This is a genomic window from Micromonospora sp. NPDC048947 (genome assembly GCF_040649495.1).
Lineage (GTDB): Bacteria > Actinomycetota > Actinomycetes > Mycobacteriales > Micromonosporaceae > Micromonospora > Micromonospora alfalfae.
Genome location: NZ_JBEZFO010000007.1, coordinates 108,183 through 126,432, shown reverse-complemented (window position 1 = coordinate 126,432; position 18,250 = coordinate 108,183). Strand labels below are relative to the sequence as shown.

Genomic DNA, 18,250 nt, shown 5'->3' with positions numbered 1-18,250 from the left:
CCGCGTGCGTGGGCTTACCCGACCGGCCCGGTACCCTCGGATGGTGTCTGCCACCTCTCCTTCTCCCGCTGACCACGCCGAGGGCCGTCGCGTCGCCCTGCTGACCCTGGGCTGTGCCCGCAACGAGGTCGACTCGGAGGAGCTGGCCGCCCGCCTGCACGCCGACGGCTGGCAGGTGACCACCGACGGCGAGGGCGCCGACGTGGTGGTCGTCAACACCTGCGGTTTCGTGGAGAAGGCCAAGCAGGACTCGATCCAGACCCTGCTCGCCGCCGCCGGAACTGGCGCCAAGGTGGTGGCCGCGGGCTGCATGGCCGAGCGGTACGGCCGGGAGTTGGCCGACAGCCTGCCCGAGGCCCAGGCGGTGCTGAGCTTCGACGACTACCCCGACATCGCCGCGCGGCTGAACGCTGTCGTCGCCGGCGAGCAGATCACCGCGCACACCCCACGGGACCGGCGCGAGCTGCTGCCGCTGACCCCTGTGCAGCGCCGCGACAGCGGTGTCTCGCTGCCCGGCCACGGCACTGTGACCCGCACCGTCGTCGACACCGACGAGCACACCCCGGCACACCTCCGTCAGGTGCTGCGCCGACGGCTCGACACCGGTCCGGTGGCCTCGCTGAAGCTGGCCAGCGGCTGCGACCGCCGCTGCGCGTTCTGCGCCATCCCGGCCTTCCGGGGGGCTTTCGTCTCGCGTACCCCGGACGAGCTGCTCGCCGAGGCGGAGTGGCTGGCCAAGACCGGCGTACGGGAGCTGGTGCTGGTCAGCGAGAACTCCACCTCCTACGGCAAGGACCTGGGTGACCCGCGCGCCCTGGAGAAGCTGCTGCCCCAGCTCGCCGCGGTGACCGGCATCGTCCGGGTGCGGGCCAGCTACCTCCAGCCGGCCGAGACTCGGCCCGGGCTGATCGAGGCGATCGCCACCACCCCGGGCGTGGCACCGTACTTCGACCTGTCGTTCCAGCACTCCAGCGAGCCGGTGCTGCGCCGGATGCGGCGTTTCGGCTCCACCGACCGGTTCCTGGAGCTGCTGGCGAGTGCCCGCACCCTGGCCCCGGACGCGGGCGCCCGGAGCAACTTCATCGTCGGTTTCCCCGGCGAGACCCGCGCCGACGTCGACGAGCTGGTCCGGTTCCTGACCGAGGCCCGGCTCGACGCGATCGGCATGTTCGACTACAGCGACGAGGACGGCACCGAGGCTGCCGGCCTGCCCGGCAAGGTCTCCGCTGCGACGATCAAGCGGCGCTACGACCGGCTCAGCGCCCTCGCCGACGAGCTCTGCTCGCAGCGGGCCGAGGACCGGCTCGGCTCGACGGTCGAGGTGCTTGTCGACACGATCGAGGACGGCGTCGTGGAGGGCCGGGCGGCCCACCAGGCGCCGGAGGTGGACGGTTCCACCACCCTGGTCGCCCCGGCCGAGGGCGGGGTCGACCTGGCCGCGCTGCGCCCTGGCGATCTGGTGCGCGCAACGGTGACCGGCACCGAAGGGGTGGACCTGCTCGCCGTGCCGGATGAGATGATCTCGGCGGCGCCCGGCGCGGCACGGTGACGGCGGGCCCGAGCGGAGCGGGGGACCCAGGTGGTGCGGTGCCGGGAACGCCACGGCGGCCCGAGCGGAGTGCGGCGGTGACCGGGGCGACGGAGTCGACGCCGGGCCGGGTGGTGGCAGTGGTGCCGGTCGTCAACGCGGCCAACGCGTTGACCGCCCTGCGGCTGGTGCTGGTGCCGGTCTTCGGCGCCTCGGTGATCATGTCCGGGATGACCCACGCCGGTTGGCGGATGGCAGCCTGCCTGATCTTCGCTGTGGCCTCGGCGACCGACCTGGTGGACGGCTGGATCGCCCGCCGCTTCGGGCTGGTCACGTCGGTGGGCAAGGTGGCCGACCCGATCGCCGACAAGGCGCTGACCGGCGCGGCGCTGGTGCTGCTCTCCTGGTACGACCAACTGCCCTGGTGGGTGACCGCGCTGATTCTCGTCCGCGAGCTGGGCATCACCGGGCTGCGGTTCTGGGTGATCCGGCACGGCGTCATCGCCGCCAGCCGAGGGGGCAAGGTCAAGACCGCGCTCCAGATCCTCGCCATCGCCTGGTACCTCTGGCCGATGCCGGCCGCGCTCGCCACCGTCGGCCCCTGGATCATGGCCGCCGCCGTACTGGTCACTGTCGCCACCGGCTTCGACTACATAGCCCAAGCCCTCCGCCTCCGCCGCCCCCGCTAACCCCCCCGTACCCCCCGGCCCCCCAGGCCCCGCCCACCCCGGCGTTGATCATGAAGTTATTGCCCTCCGCGGCGGCGTGTCGCGACGCTAACTTCATGATCGACGCGCTTGGGTCGGGGGTTGGGGTTGGGGGTTGGTGGGTGGGGAAGGAACTGGCGCATGGGGGCTGGGGTGTCGGCGGACGGTGGCGGCGTGGGTGGTGCTGCGGTGGGTGGTGCTGAGGTGGACGGGGCTGAGGTGGGCAGTGCGGCGGCGGGGGTCGTGCACCGGCTGGCCGAGCGGCACGAAACCCTGGCCACTGTCGAATCGCTCACCGGCGGGTCGCTCGCCGCTTCGATCGTGAACATCGCCGGGGTCAGCGGGATCTACCGGGGTGGCCTCGTGGTGTACGCCACCGAGCTGAAGGCGACACTGGCCGGCGTACCCGCTGACCTGCTGTCCGAGCGGGGGCCGGTGGACCCGGACGTGGCGGCGGCGCTCGCCGAGGGCGGCCGGCAGCGGTGCGGCGCGGACTGGGGGCTGGCCACCACCGGAGTCGCCGGCCCCGAGCCGCAGGACGGGAAGCCCGTGGGCCTCGTCTACGTCGCGGTAGCCGGCCCGAACGGCGGGGCGGTCCGCCAGCTCGACCTGGGCGGCGGGCGGGACCACGTCCGCGCGGCGGCCGTGGTCGAGGCGCTCCGGCTGCTCGCCGAGCGACTGGTTGACGCGACCCCGTGAACGCCAGGGCCAGAACCACGCAGGCCGGGACCCGGGCCGGAACTGCGGGCGGGACCATTCGGCGCGCTGCGGAAATGGGCAGCGGCGCGCCCCGGTGAGCCCGTCCCGACGAACCGACGGGCGGGGCGGGATGTCGCCCGGGCCCGCAACGGGTACGGTTGCGGGAAGGCTCCGACGTTCGGGGTCGGCGCGGTCCGCCGCGACCGGCCGCCCAGCGGCGGGCGCGAGGTATCCCTCAGGGGGAGGTGCGATGATCCTGCTACGCCGGGTGATCGGTGACGCACTGCGAGCGCGTCGGCAGGGCCAGCAGCGCACGCTGCGTGAGGTCTCCACCGCCGCCAACGTCAGCCTCGGCTACCTCTCCGAGATTGAACGCGGGCACAAGGAGCCGTCGAGCGAGCTGCTCGCCGCGATCTGCGACGCCCTCGGTGCCCGCCTCTCCGAGCTGCTGCGTGAGGTGAGCGACACGGTGGCGCTCGCCGAGCAGATGCCCGGGGTGCTCGTCTCGATGCAGGACGAGCCGGCCGACGCCGCAGCCAAGAGCACCAACCGGGGTGTCCGTCAGGTCACCTCCAACGGCACTGTCGCTGTCTCGGTCCGCCAGGACTCGCCGCTCAAGGCCACCCTGCGCAGCACCCGGGTCCGCCCGACCGAGCGCGACCGGGACGTGGTCTGCGCGGCCTGAGCCGCCGATCCAGTTGACCATGGGCGGGGTGGCCCCGGCCGCGTAGGGTTGCTCGCAGGAGCCGCCGGTGCTGTCGACCGCCCGGTACGGATGCCTCACTGGCGTTCGGCTGGGACGATGGAGACCTGCCGGTCACGGTCGGCCGGTCCAGCCGGCCCGGCCGTGGTGGAGCGACGCTACTGAGGGGATACCGCGGAGATGGCGAACCCGTTCGTCAAGGGTTGGAACTACCTGATGGCGCTCTTCGGTGCGAAGATCGATGAGCATGCCGATCCCAAGGTGCAGATCCAGCAGGCCATCGAGGATGCTCAGCGGCAGCACCAGGCGCTGGTCCAGCAGGCTGCCGCGGTGATCGGCAACCAGCGTCAGCTGGAGATGAAGCTGTCCCGGCAGATGACCGAGGTCGAGCGGTTGCAGGGCAACGCCCGGCAGGCCCTGGTGCTCTCCGACCAGGCCCGGGCCAAGGGCGACGAGGCCGAGGCGGTGCGGTTCGAGCAGTCCGCGCAGACGCTGGCCAGCCAGCTCGTCTCCGCCGAGCAGGCCACCGAGGACCTGAAGACCCTGCACGACCAGGCGCTGGGCGCCGCCGCCCAGGCCCGCCGAGCGGTCGAGAACAACTCGATGATCCTCCAGCAGAAGCTCGCCGAGCGCACCAAGCTGCTCAGCCAGCTGGAGCAGGCCAAGATGCAGGAGACGGTGGCCCGCTCGCTGGAGTCGATGTCGTCGCTGACCGCGCCCACCAACACCCCGTCGCTGGACGAGGTGCGCGACCGCATCGAGCGGCGGTACGCCAACGCGATGGGTCGCGCCGAACTGGCCGGCAACTCCGTCGAGGGCCGTATGTTGGAGATTCAGAAGGCCACCATCGACTCGGCCGGCTCCGCCCGGCTGGAGCAGATCCGGTCCAGCATGGCGGGGGAGCAGCTCGGCGGCGCGGCCCAGCGACCGGCCGTGCCGCAGGCCGAGAAGGCCGGCCCGGCCAACGACCCGACGGCCGCCGCCCGGCTTGACGAACTGCGCGCCAGCATGGCTCGCGAGCGGGGCACCGGCGACCCGACCGCCGCCGGCTGAACGACCGGATCGAGGGGGTCACTGTGGCAGACGAGCGGACCCGGTACTTCCGGAGGCTGGGCCGGCTTCGCCGGTCGGCCCGACGGTGGAGCGTGCTGGCCGGTGGGCTCGGCGGCGCGGCGGTGGTGCTGACTCCGTACGCCGGCCTTGGTCTGCCCGACGCGGCCTGGGCCGGCGCCGCGGGCAGCGCGGTGGCGCTCGCCGCCTGGCGCTGGATCGACGTGCGCGCCCTGGCCGCCCAGCCGGCGCCCCCCGCTCTCGACCCGGCCGAAGCGGCGGCCCGGTCACGGGCCCGACTGATCGCCGCCGTCGAGCGGCTGCCGGTCGGCCCGGGCGTGCTCGCCGAGGTACGCCGGGTCCGTTCCCGGATCGCGCTGCGCGGCACCAGTGCCGGGGAGCAGTGGGCCCGACTGGACCGGGCGGCGCTCACCCTGGCCGGGATGGCCCCCCGGCTCACCGGGCTGGCCGAGCCGGCGGTGCTGGAGGCCGCCGCCGCCGACCGCTCGCTGCGCGACCTGGCCGCGCGGGTGGCCAGCGTCGAACGCGCGCTGCGGCTGGCCCCGGCCGACGCCCGGCCCCCGCTGGCCGAGGCGCACGCCGCGCTGACCGCTCAACTGGAGGGCGGGGTGGCCGCGTACGAACGGCTTGTGGTCGCCGCCGCCGGCTACCTGGCCGAGGACTCCCGACCGGAGACCGCCCACCCGGCCGCCGACCGGCTCACCGAGGCGACAGACCTGCTGCACGGGGTCGCCGGGGCACTTGCCGAGCTGCGGGCCGTCGGCACCCCGCTGCGCGCGCCGACGCGCTGACAGCGCACGCCCCGCGGCGGCCCGCGGACCCCCGCCGGTCACGGTGGTGTCGTCACCAGGACCGGGCCGGTGTACGGCGAGGTGCCCACGACGTTGAACGACCGGATCCGGTAGTGGTACGTCACGCCCCGGGCCAACCCCGTGTTGGTGAAGCCGCGCCCGGTCACCGTGAAGGTGGCCGTCGCCTGCTCGAAGGCCGGGTCGAGTGCCCGCTGCACGATGAACCCGGACCCCGGGCCGCCCGGTGTGCTCGCCTCCCAGGCCAGGATCACCGTCGCGGTGTCCGGCCCCGGTGCGCTGGCGGTGGCGCTCACCCCGCCGGGGGTTCCCGGCGCGGGCGGCGAGGTCACAGTGGCGACTGTCGACCACGCCGAGGCGGAGCCCAGGTAGGTGGTCCGCACCCGGTAGTAGTACGTGGTGTCCGGTGCCACCGCCGCGTCCAGGTGATTGTCACCGACCCCGATCGCCGTGGTGCCCGGGCCGCTGGTGAACGTCGGGTTGGTGGCCCGTTGCACGTCGATGCCGGTGGCGAACGAGCGGTTCGTCCAGCGCAGCGCCACGCGCAGCGGCGCGGCTGGCGGGAGCGCCGCGACCAGACCGCTCGGCGCGGCCAGGTGCACCGAGGCGGGTACCCCGTTCGACCAGGACGAGTAGCTGACCGCGTTCTCCGCCCGGATCCGGTAGTGGTAGGTCACCCCGGGGGTCACCGTCGCGTCGGTGTAGCGGGTGGCGGCGGCCGCGACGGTGATCGTGGTGACCTCGCCGCCGAAGGTGGCGTCGGTGGCCCGTTGCAACACGTGGCTGGTGGCTGGCGGTCGCCCGCCGTTGCTGGTCCAGGCAAGCGCGATCGCCGGTAGCGCGGTGGCCGAGCCGGACACCGGTGTGGCGGTCAGCCCGGTCGGCGCCTTCGGCGTCACCCGCAACACCAGCGGCCTGCTCATCCCGCCGTCGCGGTGGCCGGCGAGCTGACTGTGCCAGCGGTACTCCCAGCCCAGGTTGACCAGTTGGTTGACCACAGTGGCCGGTCGACCGTCGATCGGGCTGACCGGCGTCGACCCGGTCCGCGCTCCGGCCCGGCGGCAGGGGTCGAGCAGCCGGACGCTGTCCCCTAGCTTGAACGGCAGCGTCGGCGCGACCGGGCGCAGCGCCACCACCACGTCCTCCCGCGGGTTGACCCGGACGACTCCCTTCCAGCCCAGCTCCGTGCCGTGCGGGAGCCGCAGTGTGCCGTCCCAGCCAACCCGGTTGATCACCTGCACGTCGCAGCCGGCGATATGCAACGGCTCGGTCTGCCGGACGTTGCCGCTGATCCGCCAGAGCTGCGTGCCGTCGGTGGGGGAGCCCACGGGCACGGCGGGGTCGGTGGCGAAGAGCACCTCGGTGACCGGGTCGGTCGCACCGAGCGGCAGCGTCGTCGGGTTGAGCGGCCCGGCGTGTGGGTGCCCGACGCCGAGCCGGCCCGCCGACCGGCCGTGGTCCGGTTCGACGATCTGCTGTGCGGTCTTCACAGCGATCGGCACTGTCACCGGGCCGGTTCCGGCCGTCGGTGTGAACGTCACTGTGGTGGCGTGCACCGGCACCGTCGTCTGCGCCGGGGTCCGGGTGCCGAACGCCGGGTCGTACGCCGGCTGCGGGACGATCGGCGGGCGCTGGCTGGCCGCGTACGCCAGTGGCAGCCGTTCGCGCAACCGGCCCAGGTCGTACGGCGGCTCGGGCGTCCCGGTGACCCGGAACTGGAGCACTGTGCGGGTGTTCGGGCCGTACCCCGGTTCGGTGGCGGGCGGGCCGCCCTCGGCGCTGCGGTCCGGGGCGTCGGTGTGCTGGTCGTAGCGACTGTCGAAGCCGGGCAGCGGGGCCGGGGCGTCGTTGTAGAGGATCAGCGTGCTGCCCGGGGGCACGGCGGAGAAGTCGACGAGCACGTCGGCGCGTTCGCCCGGGGCGAGCAGCACCGTGTGTCCGTCGACGTTCAGCACTGTCGGGTCGAGCCGGTCGTAGCGGTAGCCGATCGGTTGGTTCGGCAGCACCACCGGCGCCGGCAGGAGGCCGGCCTCGTTCCCGATCTGGATGAACTTCGGGCCGGCGGCGCGCGGGTCCGGCACACCGCCGTCGCGTCCGTCGGTCGGCCACCCCGCCGGACGGTCCGCCGCGCGCGCGGCGGGCACCATCGGCACCTCACCGGCGTCGGGGTCGGCGAGCGTGCCGTCGGCCGTCCACATCGCCGCTTCGGAGCGGGCGCGGTAGAGCTGGAGGTTGAGGCTGCGGTCCAGGCAGGCGTTGAGGATCCGGAACCGGTACGCGCGTGGCCGCACCTCCAGGTACGGGTAGGCGACGCCGTTGACGAGCGGGGTGTCGCCGTACGCCTCGGGAACCGCGGACGGGTGCGGCACGCCGGGGCTCAGCGGCGGCTCGTCCGGCGCGCCGACCGGATCGTAATACGGGTTCGGCACCCAGCCGTCGGCGTGGGCGTCGGCGTGGGCGTCGGCCGGGGCGGAGTTGCGGGACCAGGGTCCGTAGTCCCACCGCCCGGTGGGGTTGCGTCCGCCGGAGGAGTACGGGTTCTGCCGGGGTTGGTAGACGTGCGGGTGCCAGAGGCTGCCGAGGGCGCCCCAGCGTTCCCGGTCCCAGGTCGGGTCCTCGGCGGCGAGCTGGGTGTCGTCCGGAACGAACGTCTTGTCCTCGATCACCAATGGCACCTGGTCGGCCGGCAGCACCGCGTCGGCGACGAGCTGGTCCTCGGCCGGGTCGGTGAGCAGGTAGAGCGCGAGCTGTCCGCCGTAGACGGTGAGCCGGGCCAGGCCGAGGGTGTTGTCGTGGAACCACAGCAGCCGGCCGCTCTGCTCGTTCGGGAAGTAGAGAGTGGTGGCGCCGGCGCCGGGCGCCGGCATGTCCGGCACGTGGGCCAGGCCGGGCCCGGTCGGGTACGGGGTGATCTCCCCGGCCGGGGTGATCCACTGCCCCGGGTTGCCCGCGCTGGTCCAGCCGGTCTGCGCCCCGGCCAGGTGCAGCACGGCCCGGTTCTGCGGGTACGGCGCCGGTCCGTCCAGTGGGCCCAGACCGGCCCCCTCGATGGTGTCGTCGACGGGCAGGAACAGCTCGCCGGACCGACCGGTGGGGAGCTGGTTGATGAACTTCACCCGGACCGGTCGACCGCGACGGGCGTAGATCATCGGCCCGAGGTGCCACTGTCGCTCCGGAGGCGCCACAGTGTTGTGTCCGGCCGGGTCGGTGCCCAGGTTGAGTTGCCGGTAGCCGCGCAGCCGGGTGACCGGCAGGTCCCGGTGCAGCCGCTGGGCGTACTCCTGTAGGCCGATCTCGTAGTAGTCGCAGCCCGGATAGCTGATGGTGTCCGGCACCGCCACCGGCAGTTCGCTGCCGAGGTCGCCGTGGCCTGGCTGGCCCGGGACGGGCAGTGGGTCGACGAACTTGCGCAGCCCGGTCCCGGCCACCACCTGCCCGTCGGGGCCGCGGGTCGGGCGGGGGCTGTACGCGAAGTTCGGCACCGGGCCGAAGTAGCGGGGCACGACGGCCGGGTCCAGGCTCGGCGTGACAACGGCCTCCTCGGCGGTACGCGGGGTCGGCACGGACGCCGCCCGGCCGTCGGCGTCGGTGTCGCGGGTGGTCCGCTCGAAGAAGGTGGAGCGGAGTCTGCGGAACATCGCCATGACTCTCCCCGGTTCGGGGCGCGAGGGCCGCCACCCCGGCGTGGGGGACCTCGGCACTCTGCTGACGGTCGGTGAGCGCTCAACCGCAGCATGCGACTCCGACGGCCGGTTAGGAATTACCCAATCGTCCGTTTCTGCCATGGGTCCCGTCTGGCGGGAGCCTGGTCAGTCGGATGACGACGGACCCGGACGCTCGGGCTGGCAGACCGGGCACCAGTAGGTGACCCGTTCGCCCAGCTCCTCCTTGCGGATCGCGGTGCCGCAACGGCGGCAGGGCTGGGCGCGGCGGCCGTACACGTAACTGGTCTGCCCCCGGTGCAGGGAGCCGGTGCTGCTCTGCGTCCATCGGCCGCGGTTGGCGGCGAGCAGCCGCTGTGCGAGGGCCACCAGGCCCGGCAGGTCGGGCACTTTGCCGACCGGGGTCCACGGTGACACGCCCCGCAGGAACAGCACCTCGCACTTGTAGAGGTTGCCCACGCCGGCCAGGTTGCGCTGGTCGAGCAGCGCCTCGCCGACTGTCTGCTCCGGGTGCTCGGCGAGCCGACGGACCGCCTCGGCCGGGTCCCAGTCGGAGCCGAGCAGGTCGGGGCCGAGGTGGCCGACCAGTTGGTCCTCCTCCGAGGTCGGCACCAGGGTCACCTCGTGCAGGTGGTAGCCGACCGCGACGGCGCCGGGGCTGCGCAGCACCACCCGGATCAGGTGCGCGGGCCGGCCGCTCCAGCGTTCCCCCGGGGCGTACGCCCGCCAGGCACCGTCCATCCGCAGGTGGGAATGCAGGGTCCAGTGCTCCTGGGTCGGGGCGTCGAGCCGCAGCAGCAGGTGCTTGCCCCGGCTGGCCGACTCGCGGACGGTCCAGTTGGTGAGGTTCGTGGTCGCCAGTTGTGGCACCCGGAAGTCACTCCCGGTGATCCGCGCGCCGGCGAGCGCACGGTGCAGCACGCGCGCAGTGTTCCAGACTGTGTCGCCTTCGGGCACTCTGCCATCCTCCCTCTTTCGAGCAAGATTCGCATGTGTCGCTATTTGTACTCAGGTTCCTCATGATCTCCTGACATGCGAAGGTCAGAGGGTTCTGAGGAGAATGCCCATGACGCGACCCTCTTGTCGTATCCCATCCGTCGCCCTCATCGCCACCCTCGCCCTCCTGCTCACCGCAGCGCTCCTACCCGCGACCGGCCCTGCTCCGGCCGCACCCGGCGGCGCTCCGATCACCCTCGTCGCCGCGGCACCCGGCGACGAACTGTGGAGCGCCGACCTCACCATCGTCGACGGCGACGATGTCAACGTCCGGCGTACCGGCGCCGGCCTCCGCCTGCGGGAGGCCCGGTCCAACGGGCGCGGCGCCCGCAGCCCGCACAGCGCGGTAGCCGAGGGGATGCTGCTGACCGCTCCCCGCACCCTCGCCCGGCCGGCCACCCGGGTCCGTGCCGAGATCAACGCCGCGGTTCCGGCCGGGGCGACAGTGGAGGCGCAGGTCCGCGGCTGGCGGGCCGCCGGCTGGACGGAGTGGCGGGCGGCCACCACCGGCGCGGTCTTCGACCGGCCGGTCAGCCGGGTGCAGACCCGGGTGGTGCTCACCGCCCCCGATGGCGGGGCCACGGCGACGGTACGGCGTGTGCAGCTCACCGCCGACGCGAACGCCGCCGTCTCCGCCGCCACGCCCGGCCGCACCTACCGGGTGTACGCCACCCGCATCGGGCTGGTCGGTGAACTGACCGCCAACGGCCGTACCGTGCAACCCCGGGACCACTTCGCGGCGCTGCCGTCGCGGCGCGGCCTTTCACCGCTCAACACCGGTGACTACACGGTGCGGGTCTGCACCACGAGCGGCTCCCGCTGCGAGTACGCCCCGGTCTGGGACGTCGGGCCGTGGAACACCCGCGACGACTACTGGAACCCCTCATCGGTCCGGGAGAACTGGAAGAACCTGCCGCAGGGCCGGCCCGAGGCGCAGGCCGCGTACCAGTCCGGCTACAACGGCGGACGGGACCAGTTCGGGCGGACCGTGCTCAACCCGGCCGGCATCGACCTGGCCGACGGCACGTTCTGGGACGGGTTGCGGCTGACCACCAACGCCTGGGTGGACGTCGCCTACCTGTGGACCGGAGGCGGGCCGCGCGGCGTGGTCGGTGACGGCCCGCTCAACATCCGCACCGGGGCCAGCACGTCGTACGCGACGCGTGGCCTCGCCGCCCGGCTGGCCCACGTGCCGATCCAGTGCTACGTCACCGGTCAGTCGGTTGCCGGCCCCTACCGGACCACCACCCGCTGGAACCGTCTCACCAGCGGCCAGTACGTCAGCCACGCGTACATCTCCAGCGTGTACGGCGGAAGCGTGCCGGTCTGCTGAGCCACGCTCACCCCGTCGGGCGCCCCGTCGACGTCAGGGGCGCTCGTCGGGGCGAGCCGTGCGCACCATGTCCTGGTAGCGCGGGTGGCTGGCACCGTAGACGGCGTAGTTGAGACGGGCGTGCGTGAGGCTCAGGTCGCCGTTGGGGCCGCCCCGGACGGCGTCGGCGTCGGCGTCGGTCTGGCCGTCGTCGGTCCAGAAACAGACGGGGCAGGTCCCCCCGCCGGTCCGGGATGCACAACAGGGACAGCCCACAGGAACCACATGCTCACCCACCGGAGAAGCATTCCACAGTCGAACATCAGCCCGATACCCGCAGGAGGTCCCCCGGGGAGGTCGCGAGGAGGTCCGCGGCTCGCCCGCCGTTGACAGCGACAGCGACCAGGCCGGCCGAATCGACGTACGCCACCAGGCCACCGGCCGGGGCGTCGCCGAAGGTCCGCCCGTGCACCGCCACAAGGGCCGGCACCGGCCCCGGCGGGCCCACCCGGAGCGTGGCCGGCAGCGGATCGAGCAGCTCGGCCGGCGCGGCCAGTTGGACGTTGCCGAAGTGGTCCACGGTCAGCACCTCTGCGGTGAAGCCCTCCGCGTCCGGGGTCACCGTCGGAGTCGGTAGTCGCACCAACCCGGCCGGGTCGACCGGCGGGCCCGCGTCGGCCAGCGGCGCGCCGAGCGCCAGCCGGGCTGCCACCGGCGCGAAGACGTCGCGGCCGTGGAACGTGTCGGACACCCGGGGGGCCAGCCAGCGCGACCCGGTCAGCTCGACCGCGTCGGTCACCCCACCGAGCGCGGTGGCCGCGTCCAGCAGCAACCCGTTGTCCGGGCCGACCAGCAACCCGCCCGGGGTGGCCAGCGCGACTCCCCGTCGGGCGGTGCCCACTCCCGGATCGACCACCGCCACGTGCACTCCCACCGGCAGGTACGGCACTGTCTGCGCCAGCACGGCGGCACCGCGCCGGACGTCCGCCGGCGGCACCAGATGGGTCACGTCGATCACCCGGGCGGCCGGCGCGATCCGGGCGACGACCCCGTGGCAGGCGGCCACGAAGCCGTCGGTGAGGCCGTAGTCGGTGGTCAGCGAGATCCAGGGCACTGCGGACATGCCCGCAGGCTAGTAGAACAGCGGCGTGCTGGCGGATACGGGACAGCGCAGTGGCCGACCGGCCCCTCCCGCCGCCGGAGGACGTTGGGCAGACTGCCCTGGTGACAACTCGGAACCTCCCCGCAGTCGGAATCCTGCTGGTCGCCGTCGCCCTCAGCGCCGGTTGTGGCAGTGACGACGACGGCAGCCCGACCGCGAACCCGTCCGTCTCGTCCGAGGCGGCCCCGACCGGCCTGCCGACGCCCCAAACCGCACCCAGTGCCGACAGCGCGACCCCGCCCTCCGCCGCCGCGCAGGGCACGACGCAGCGGCGGCCGGCCAGCCCGCCGCCGGTGGTGCTGCCCAAGCGCCCGGCCGCTGCGCCCGGCGCGAAGCAGGTAGTCGACGCTTTCCGGGCCGCCGGCCTGAAGGTGCCGCGCCCGAAGGACCGCTCGGTGGACTGTGGGCCGGACGGCCTCGGCCTGGGTTGTTCCGAGCTGATGGCCACCGACGCCGTCACCGTCTACGTCTTCCCGGACGAGACCAGCGCCAGCGACATCGCGGAGACCTGGGGTGGCCAGTCGTACCGGCGTGGCGCTGTGGTGCTGAACTACCTGGAGGCGAAGACCCCGGCCGCCGACCGCCCGCGCTACGAGAAGGTGCTCAACGACCTGCACTGAGCGCTGACGCGTCGGCGTGGCCGAGACGTGCCGTTCTATTGACTGTGATGTCTGTGAGTCATCGTGATGACTCACAGACATCAGGCTCTGTGCGGCTTTGCCCTCGGCGGCCGCGCAAGCCCGGTCGCCAGGGTGGGCCGTAACCGACTGGTCAGCCGCGCAGGCGCAGGCCGCGAGGGGTGGCCCGGAAGCCGGCGGCGGTCAACGCGTCCCGCAGCGGCGACGAGTGCACCGCCTCGCCGTCGGCCCGCTCCACCGACATCGCGCCCAACGCCCCGGAGTGGACGGCGTCGGCGAGTGCCTTGCCGGCCGCACCGAGCGTGTCGGTGTCGTCGGTGAAGGACAGCAGCGTTCGGCCGCCGCGTTCGACGTAGAGGACGAGGTCACCACCGACCTGCACCACCAGGGCACCCGCCTTGCGACCGGCCCGGTGCCCGGTCGCCGGGGTGGCACCGTCGCCGGAGTCGATCACCCGTTCCGGCCAGGGCAGCGCCGCGCCGTACGGGTTGGCCGGGTCGGTCGCGGCGAGCACGGTGGCCACCGCGCCCCGACCCCGTGCGCCGTCGGTCGGCTCGGCCAGCGCGCGCAGCCGGTCCACCGCACCGGGTACGGCGAACTGCGCCGCCCCGAGCCCTTCGACGAAGTAACCCCGGCGGGCCGCGCCGCGTTCCTCCAGCGCCGACAGCACCGGGTAGACCGCCGAGAACCCGCCGACCACCTGCTCGGCCATCACCGCGCCCCGGGTGACCACCCCGTGCCGCTCCAGCAGCAGGTCGGCGAGCGCCGCGGCGCGCCGGGTCGGGTCGAGGTCCCGATCCGGGAGCCGCGACCAGCGGCCGGCGACTGTCGGCGGGCCACCCCGGGTCGGCAGCGCCACCCGACCGGGCCGCCGGTAACGGGTGCGCGGCGCGGACGGCCGGGAGCGGTGCGCGCCGCCGGCACCGAGCACCGCGCGCAGCGGGGCGAGGGTGTCGTTGCTGAGGTGCCCCGCCCAGACCAGATCCCAGATCACAGCGGTCAACGCGGCGTCGTCGGTCGACCCGACCCGGTCGGCCAGCGGGCGGAAGAACAGCGCCTGCCCGCCGCCGAGCGCGTCGAGCACCGCGTCGTGCAGCGGGGTACGGGTCAACGCCTCGTCGGGCGGCGGGAGCAGCAGCGGCGCGGCGTCCGCGTACGCCAGGGTGACCCAGCCGTCGCCCCCGGAGATCGCACCCGAACCCGCCCAGAGCACCTCCCCGCTGGCGCACAGCTCGTCGAGCTGGGCGGGGGAGTAGTCCGCGACCCGGGCGGGCAGCACCAACCGCTCCAGCGCGGACGCCGGCACCGCAGTGCCCTGCAACTGCTCCACAGTGGCGGCGAGCGCCTCCACACCTCGGGCGGACGAGCCGACCTGCTGCCAGCGCGGCAGGAACGTGGCGAGGGCCCGGGGCGGCACCGGCTCGATCTCCCGGCGCAGCGCCGCCAGCGAGCGGCGGCGCAGCATCCGCAGCACCTCGGCGTCGCACCACTGGGCGCCGGCGGAATCGGGAGTGAACTCACCGGACACCACCCGCCCGGTGGCGCCGAGCCGGCGCAGCGCCTGCTCGACCACGAAGACCCCGAGCCCGAAGCGGGCCGCGCAGCTGGCCGCGGCGAACGGCCCGTGGGTGCGGGCGTAGCGGGCCACCAGGTCGCCGAGCGGGTCGGCCACCGGGGCGAGATAAGCCTCGGCCACTCCCATCGGCAGTGCCACGCCGAGGGCGTCGCGCAGGCGGGCGGCGTCCTCGACGCCCACCCAGCGCTGCTCGCCCGCGATCCGGACCCGCAGCACCCGGCGGGTGGCCTCCAGCTCGCTGAGCCACGTCTGCGGCACACCCCGCTCGGTCAACTCGGCGTCGCTCAGGTCACCGAGCACCCGCAGCAGCTCGACGACGTCCTCGGCGTCGCGGGGGCGGCGCTGATCGGTAAGCCACCGCAGCTGCCGGTCGGTCTCGGTGAGCACCGCCGGGTCGAGCAGCTCCCGCAGGTCAACCCGGCCGAGGAGCTCGCCGAGGAGCGTGGAGTCGAGGGCGAGTGCGGCGGCGCGGCGCTCGGCCAGCGGGGCGTCGCCCTCGTAGAGGAACGCGCCGACGTAGCCGAAGAGCAGCGACCGCGCGAACGGCGACGGCGCGCTGGTCTCCACCTCGACCAGCCGCACCTTGCGGGTGGCCAGGTCGCGCATCAACCCGGCCAGCGCGGGTTGGTCGAAGACGTCCTGGAGGCACTCCCGAGCGGCCTCCAGGGTGACCGGGAAGTCCGCGTACTCGCGGGCGACGTCGAGCAGTTGCGCGGCGCGTTGCCGTTGCTGCCAGAGCGGTTGGCGGCGGCGCGGGTCGCGGCGCGGCAGCAGCAGCGACCGGGCGGCGCACTCCCGGAAACGGGCGGCGAAGAGGGCGGAGGTGCCGACCGACTCCTCCACGAGCTGGGTGATCTCGTCGGGCTCGAAGACCACCACGTCGGCGCCGGGCGGCTCGTCGGCGGTGTCCGGAAGACGCACCACGATGCCGTCGTCGGAGGGCATCACCTGCGCGTCGACCCCGTACCGCTCGGCCAGCCGGCGGCCCACAGCGAGGGCCCAGGGTCCGTTGACCCGGGCACCGAGCACGCTGTGCACGGCCAGCCGCCAGTCACCCAGCTCGTCGCGGAACCGCTCGACCACTACCGTGCGGTCGTCGGGCAGCGAGCGGGTCGCTTCCCGCTGGTCGCGCAGGTAGGCCATCAGGTTGCGGGCGGCCCAGTCGTCCAACCCGCCGTCGCGCAGCGCGGCCAGGGCCGCCTCGTCGGTCTGGCGCAGCAGAGCGCGCACCCGGGCGCCGATGGCCCGGCCCAGCTCCACCGGCCGACCTAGCTGGTCGCCCTTCCAGAACGGCATGCGCGCGGCCTGGCCCGGAGCGGGCGACACCAGCACCCGGTCCGGAGTGATCTCCTCGATCCGCCAGGAGGACGAGCCGAGCAGGAAGACGTCGCCGACCCGGGACTCGTAGACCATCTCCTCGTCCAGCTCGCCGACCCGGGCGGCCCGCTCGGCGCCGGCCAGGAACACCCCGAACAGGCCCCGGTCGGGGATCGTTCCGCCGCTGGTCACCGCGAGGCGTTGCGCTCCCTGACGGCCGGTGAGCAGGTCGGTGGCCCGGTCCCAGACCAGCCGGGGACGCAGCTCGGCGAACGCCGTGGACGGGTAGCGGCCGGAGAGCATGTCGAGCACTGCGTGCAGCGCCGAGTCGGGAAGCTCGGCGAAGGGCGCGGCCCGGCGGACCAGCACCGCCAGGTCGCCGAGCGGCCACGGCTCCAGCGCCACCATCGCGACGATCTGCTGGGCCAGCACGTCCAGGGGGTTGCGCGGGTAGTGCAGCTCCTCGATCGCGCCGGCGGTCATCCGCTCGGCGACCACCGCGCAGGAGAGCAGGTCGCCGCGGTGCTTGGGGAAGACCACCCCCCGCGAGACCGCGCCCACCTGGTGCCCGGCCCGGCCGACCCGTTGCAGGCCGGCGGCCACGCTGGGCGGCGCCTCGATCTGCACCACCAGGTCGACCGCGCCCATGTCGATGCCGAGCTCCAGGCTGGAGGTGGCCACCACAGCCGGGAGCTGGCCGGACTTGAGCGCCTCCTCGATGTGCTTGCGTTCCTCCCGGGAGACGCTGCCGTGGTGGGCGCGCGCGATCACGGGCGCCGCGCCGGTGGCCGCGCCGGACTGGGCCATCACCTCGGCCGGCGGCCGGTTGCGCACCGGACCGGCGGGGCCACCCCAGCTCTGCGCGCCGGACGCCGGGTCACCGTCGCCCGCCGGGTCGTCGCCGGTCGGCAACCCCTCCGGTACGCCGATCGCGCCCTCGCCCGACGCGGATGCGGCCACCGCCTCGGCGGCAAGCTCGTTGAGCCGGGCGCAGAGGCGCTCGGCACTGCGCCGGGAGTTGGTGAAGACGATTGTCGAGCGGTGCTGCCCGATGAGCGTGAAGACCCGCTCCTCCACGGCCGGCCAGATCGACGCCCGACGTGGCCCGGGGCCGCCGAGGTCGTCCTCCGGTGGCTGCTCCTGCTCGTCCAGGCGGGTCATGTCCTCCACCGGGACCTGCACGCTGACCTCGATGGTCTTCGGGGTGGCCGGCTGCACCACGTCGACCGGGCGGGCGCCGCCGAGGAACTGCGCGCAGGCGTCGATCGGCCGGACGGTGGCCGAGAGGCCGATGCGCTGTGCCGGGGCGGGCAGCAACTCGTCGAGGCGTTCTAGGGAGAGGGCGAGGTGGGCGCCGCGTTTGCTGCCGGCCACCGCGTGCACCTCGTCGACGATCACCGTCTGGACGCCGCGCAGCGAGTCGCGAGCCGCGGACGTGAGTAGCAGGAACAGCGACTCGGGGGTGGTGATGAGGATGTCCGGCGGAGTGCGGGCGAAAGCTCGGCGCTCGTCGGCGGGCGTGTCGCCCGTGCGCATGCCGACGGTGATGTCGGGCGGTGCGACGCCCAACCGGGTGGCCGCCTGCCGGATGCCGGCCAGCGGGGCGCGCAGGTTGCGCTCCACGTCGACGGCGAGAGCCTTGAGCGGGCTGACGTAGAGCACGCGGCACCGTTGGCGGGCCTCGGCCGGTGCTGGCTCGCGGGCCAGTCGGTCCAGCGACCAGAGAAAGGCCGCGAGCGTCTTGCCCGAGCCGGTGGGCGCCACCACCAGCGCGTTGCGGCCAGCGGCGACCGATCGCCAGGCGCCGGTCTGCGCGGCGGTCGGGGCGGCGAAGGCGTTGTCGAACCAGGCGCGGGTGGCCGGCCCGAACCCGGCCAGCACCGCGCCGGCGTCTGCCTCTGCCCCGGTCACCGGTCCATCGTGCCCCGCCGGTCCGACATCCACGAGCGACCTCACGACGGAATGAGCCAGCAAAAGGCAAAAAGCGTGGAACGTGCGCTTAATACGTTAAGTCTCACTTAACTGCTTGCTTCTGAGGAGCAACATAAAGTAACTTCACTCGCAACGCGA

Annotated in this window: 13 protein-coding genes; 8 read left to right on the top strand and 5 right to left on the bottom strand. The window is 73.9% G+C overall.

What is annotated here, in order from left to right:
• Positions 1 to 40 precede the first annotated feature (40 nt).
• From rimO to AB0B98_RS12635, 6 genes are all read left to right on the top strand, one after another.
• Entirely contained in the window at positions 41 to 1,549 is a 1,509-nt protein-coding gene (gene rimO / locus AB0B98_RS12660) for a 30S ribosomal protein S12 methylthiotransferase RimO (RefSeq protein WP_357362567.1), read from the top strand.
• Between the two features lie 77 nt (positions 1,550 to 1,626).
• A complete protein-coding gene (gene pgsA, locus AB0B98_RS12655) occupies positions 1,627 to 2,217 on the top strand; it encodes a CDP-diacylglycerol--glycerol-3-phosphate 3-phosphatidyltransferase (RefSeq protein WP_357362565.1) in 591 nt (196 codons plus the stop codon).
• 261 nt (positions 2,218 to 2,478) lie between these two features.
• Entirely contained in the window at positions 2,479 to 2,934 is a 456-nt protein-coding gene (locus tag AB0B98_RS12650; protein WP_238671971.1) for a CinA family protein, read from the top strand.
• A gap of 250 nt (positions 2,935 to 3,184) precedes the next feature.
• Entirely contained in the window at positions 3,185 to 3,619 is a 435-nt protein-coding gene (locus AB0B98_RS12645) for a helix-turn-helix transcriptional regulator (protein ID WP_238671779.1), read from the top strand.
• 198 nt (positions 3,620 to 3,817) lie between these two features.
• Complete coding sequence (locus AB0B98_RS12640) at positions 3,818 to 4,690, top strand: PspA/IM30 family protein (protein WP_196921622.1); 873 nt, start codon at positions 3,818 to 3,820, stop codon at positions 4,688 to 4,690.
• A 23-nt stretch (positions 4,691 to 4,713) separates the two neighbouring features.
• Positions 4,714 to 5,499: a hypothetical protein gene (locus tag AB0B98_RS12635; protein WP_091400455.1), complete on the top strand. Its 786-nt coding sequence runs from the start codon at positions 4,714 to 4,716 to the stop codon at positions 5,497 to 5,499.
• Positions 5,500 to 5,537: 38 nt separating this feature from the next.
• On the opposite strand, the gene AB0B98_RS12630 is transcribed toward AB0B98_RS12635, so the two are convergent.
• Both AB0B98_RS12630 and AB0B98_RS12625 read right to left on the bottom strand, forming a co-directional pair.
• Entirely contained in the window at positions 5,538 to 9,161 is a 3,624-nt protein-coding gene (locus AB0B98_RS12630) for a hypothetical protein (protein WP_357362564.1), read from the bottom strand.
• A gap of 165 nt (positions 9,162 to 9,326) precedes the next feature.
• Positions 9,327 to 10,136: a DNA-formamidopyrimidine glycosylase family protein gene (locus tag AB0B98_RS12625; protein ID WP_357362562.1), complete on the bottom strand. Its 810-nt coding sequence runs from the start codon at positions 10,134 to 10,136 to the stop codon at positions 9,327 to 9,329.
• 109 nt (positions 10,137 to 10,245) lie between these two features.
• Between AB0B98_RS12625 and AB0B98_RS12620 the strand changes: the two genes are divergently transcribed.
• Positions 10,246 to 11,508: a hypothetical protein gene (locus tag AB0B98_RS12620; protein ID WP_357362560.1), complete on the top strand. Its 1,263-nt coding sequence runs from the start codon at positions 10,246 to 10,248 to the stop codon at positions 11,506 to 11,508.
• A gap of 33 nt (positions 11,509 to 11,541) precedes the next feature.
• Here the strand turns inward: AB0B98_RS12620 and AB0B98_RS12615 are convergent, their stop codons facing one another.
• Positions 11,542 to 11,784, bottom strand: a complete 243-nt coding sequence (locus AB0B98_RS12615; RefSeq protein ID WP_238671784.1) for a CPCC family cysteine-rich protein — start codon at positions 11,782 to 11,784, stop codon at positions 11,542 to 11,544.
• Positions 11,785 to 11,809: 25 nt separating this feature from the next.
• Entirely contained in the window at positions 11,810 to 12,610 is an 801-nt protein-coding gene (locus tag AB0B98_RS12610; protein WP_357362559.1) for an SAM-dependent chlorinase/fluorinase, read from the bottom strand.
• A gap of 101 nt (positions 12,611 to 12,711) precedes the next feature.
• Between AB0B98_RS12610 and AB0B98_RS12605 the strand changes: the two genes are divergently transcribed.
• Positions 12,712 to 13,269, top strand: coding sequence for a hypothetical protein (locus AB0B98_RS12605; protein WP_357362557.1), 558 nt, complete (start codon positions 12,712 to 12,714; stop codon positions 13,267 to 13,269).
• A 151-nt stretch (positions 13,270 to 13,420) separates the two neighbouring features.
• Here AB0B98_RS12605 and AB0B98_RS12600 read toward each other — a convergent pair whose 3' ends face one another.
• Entirely contained in the window at positions 13,421 to 18,091 is a 4,671-nt protein-coding gene (locus AB0B98_RS12600) for a DEAD/DEAH box helicase (protein WP_357362555.1), read from the bottom strand.
• Between the last annotated feature and the right edge of the window lie 159 nt (positions 18,092 to 18,250).